The sequence below is a fragment of the Azospirillum isscasi genome (assembly GCF_030849505.1).
Taxonomy (GTDB): domain Bacteria; phylum Pseudomonadota; class Alphaproteobacteria; order Azospirillales; family Azospirillaceae; genus Azospirillum; species Azospirillum isscasi.
In genome coordinates this window covers 1-2,051 of record NZ_JAUJFI010000328.1, presented here as the reverse complement: position 1 = coordinate 2,051, position 2,051 = coordinate 1, and the positions used below count along the sequence as shown (strand labels likewise).

At 70.9% G+C, this 2,051-nt stretch carries 3 protein-coding genes and 1 pseudogene; 2 read left to right on the top strand and 2 right to left on the bottom strand.

Annotated features, from left to right (window positions below; genetic code table 11):
- Together QSG27_RS28740 and QSG27_RS28735 are read right to left on the bottom strand one after the other, a co-directional pair.
- Positions 1-192, bottom strand: a pseudogene (locus tag QSG27_RS28740) (hypothetical protein); the annotation flags it as partial.
- Between the two features lie 74 nt (positions 193-266).
- Complete coding sequence (locus QSG27_RS28735; RefSeq protein WP_306712253.1) at positions 267-899, bottom strand: LexA family transcriptional regulator; 633 nt, start codon at positions 897-899, stop codon at positions 267-269.
- 197 nt (positions 900-1,096) lie between these two features.
- On the opposite strand from QSG27_RS28735, the gene QSG27_RS28730 reads away from it, so the two are divergent.
- Both QSG27_RS28730 and QSG27_RS28725 read left to right on the top strand, forming a co-directional pair.
- Positions 1,097-1,462, top strand: a complete 366-nt coding sequence (locus QSG27_RS28730; RefSeq protein WP_306712252.1) for a hypothetical protein — start codon at positions 1,097-1,099, stop codon at positions 1,460-1,462.
- The gene (locus QSG27_RS28725; RefSeq protein WP_306712250.1) at positions 1,459-1,878 is read left to right on the top strand and encodes a hypothetical protein; all 420 of its coding nucleotides are present in this window, start codon (positions 1,459-1,461) and stop codon (positions 1,876-1,878) included. The genes QSG27_RS28730 and QSG27_RS28725 overlap by 4 nt, the downstream gene beginning before the upstream one ends.
- Positions 1,879-2,051 lie beyond the last annotated feature (173 nt).

Sequence of the window (2,051 nt, the reverse complement as noted above, 5' to 3'; positions counted from 1 at the left end):
CGAACCCTGCCGGGCCTCGGCGGCCAGACGGCCGTGCAGCCGGAGCGCCGCGGCATGGGCGAGCGCGCTGTGACGCTCCGCCCCCTCCAGAACCGCCGTCCGCAGCACGCCGCGGGGCGGCGCGTCGTCGTGGCGGCGTTCGAGGTCTTGCAGAAGGGATGAACGCCGCGGCGTCCCGGCGAGTCCGGTCATGCCCGGACGCTAAACGTCTTCGCGGCCTATTTCAAGGATTTTCATCCTAGGACAAAGTGCCGCAAAGCTGACGCCTACTGGCTCGCCCAGACGATGCGGGCCATCCAGGCGACGTCGGCGCGCGGGATGCTGCGGTCCGGATGGGCGCGGTTGATGGACATCAGCTCGACCTTGGTCGCGGTTTCGCGGACGAGCTGCTTCGCCATCACCTCCCCACCCTTGGTGCGGACGACGACGCGGTCGTTGCGCCGGATTTGCGCGGCGGGGGAGACGATGATGGTGTCCCCGTCGCGGTAGACGGGGTCCATGCTGTCGCCCGCGATTTCCAGCGCGTAGGCGTGCGGGTCGCCGATGCTGGGGAACAGAAGCTCGTCCCAGCCGATGCCCGACGGAAAGCCGGCGTCGTCGAAAAAGCCGGCGTTGCCGGCCTGCGCGTAGCCGATGACCGGCACCCGCTGGAGCGAGCCGGCGCCCGCGGATTCCCCGACGAGGCTGACGAATTCCGACAGCGACGCGCCCGTCGCCTCCAGAACCTTGGACACGCTCTCCGTCGAGGGCCAGCGGAGCTTTCCGTCGCCGGTGGTCCGCTTGCTCTTGTTGAAGGTCGTCGGATCCAGCCCCGCGCGCCGCGCGAGCCCGGAGGCCGACAGCCCGTGCTGGGCCGCAAGGCGGTCGATCGCCCGCCAGATGTCCGCATGTTTGAGCATGGGAGGATAATCACATAAACGGGCCGGCCCGTCCCTAGGAACCTATTCATATTTTCCTTGACCAAGGAATGTAATCAGTACATAACGTGAACATGTGTTCGCCGACCGCGCGTGCCGCGGCCCATCCGGCGCTCCGCCCGAGAGCGAAGCTGCGCCCGCGAACGCACAAGCTGCAATTCACGAGGGAGACCCCACGCATGGCCCTTCACCGCAACATGTCCATGGTCCTGTCCGACGCCGCCGGGGAACCGTTCGGCAGCGCGGAGGAGGCGTGGTTCTGGTCGGTCCAGGCGCAGGACGCCAAGGCCGCGGGCGCGCGCATCGTCGCCGGGCGCGGGCTGGTCCGGCGCCCGTGCGAGCCCACCGACGTGCTGCGCGCGGTGGACCGGCTGTACCGCCGCCGCCTGCTGATCCGCGACCATCTGCATGTGCTGGTTCATTACGGACGCCGCCTGATGGCGCCGGACCCCGCCCGCCACCGCGAACAGCGCGCCCACACGCTGTGGCGGGAGGCGTTCGAGCAGCTTTGTCCGGTGCTGCGCGAAAAGGGCATCGTGCAATGAGCGCGCCGCTGCCCCAGCCCTGCCGGGCCGCCGCGGGAGCGGTCGCGCCGCGCGTCTGGGTGGTCTTCCGCGGCGAGGCGGAGCTGTGGTGGCTGCGCCTGCTGAAACCGGGATTCCGCCACTGCTTCGCGCTGCTGCACGACGGACGCCACTGGGTGATTGTCGATCCGCTGTCGCCCTTCACCGACGTGTCGGTTCTCGACCTGCCCGCCGCCTTCGACCTGCCGGGCTGGTACCGCGGGATGGGCATGGCGGTGGCCCCCGCGCCGGTGCGGCGCGGCCTGACCCGCCCGGCCCCCTGGGCGGCCTTCACCTGCGTGGAGGCGGTCAAGCGCCTGCTGGGCCTGCACGCCCCCGCCGTCCTGACGCCCTGGCAGCTCTACCGGCGCCTGACGCGGCTGGTCCCGGCGGCCTGATCAGCAGCCTCTCCCGCTGCTCCTCCCGCTGCCCCATCGCAAAACGGACAAGGAACGCATGCCCATGGCCAATCTGTTCAAGGCACCCCGCCCCACGCCGGCGCCCGCCCCGGCCCCGATGCCCGCACCCGCACCGGCACCCGCACCGGCTCCCGCGCCCGAACCGGCGCCCG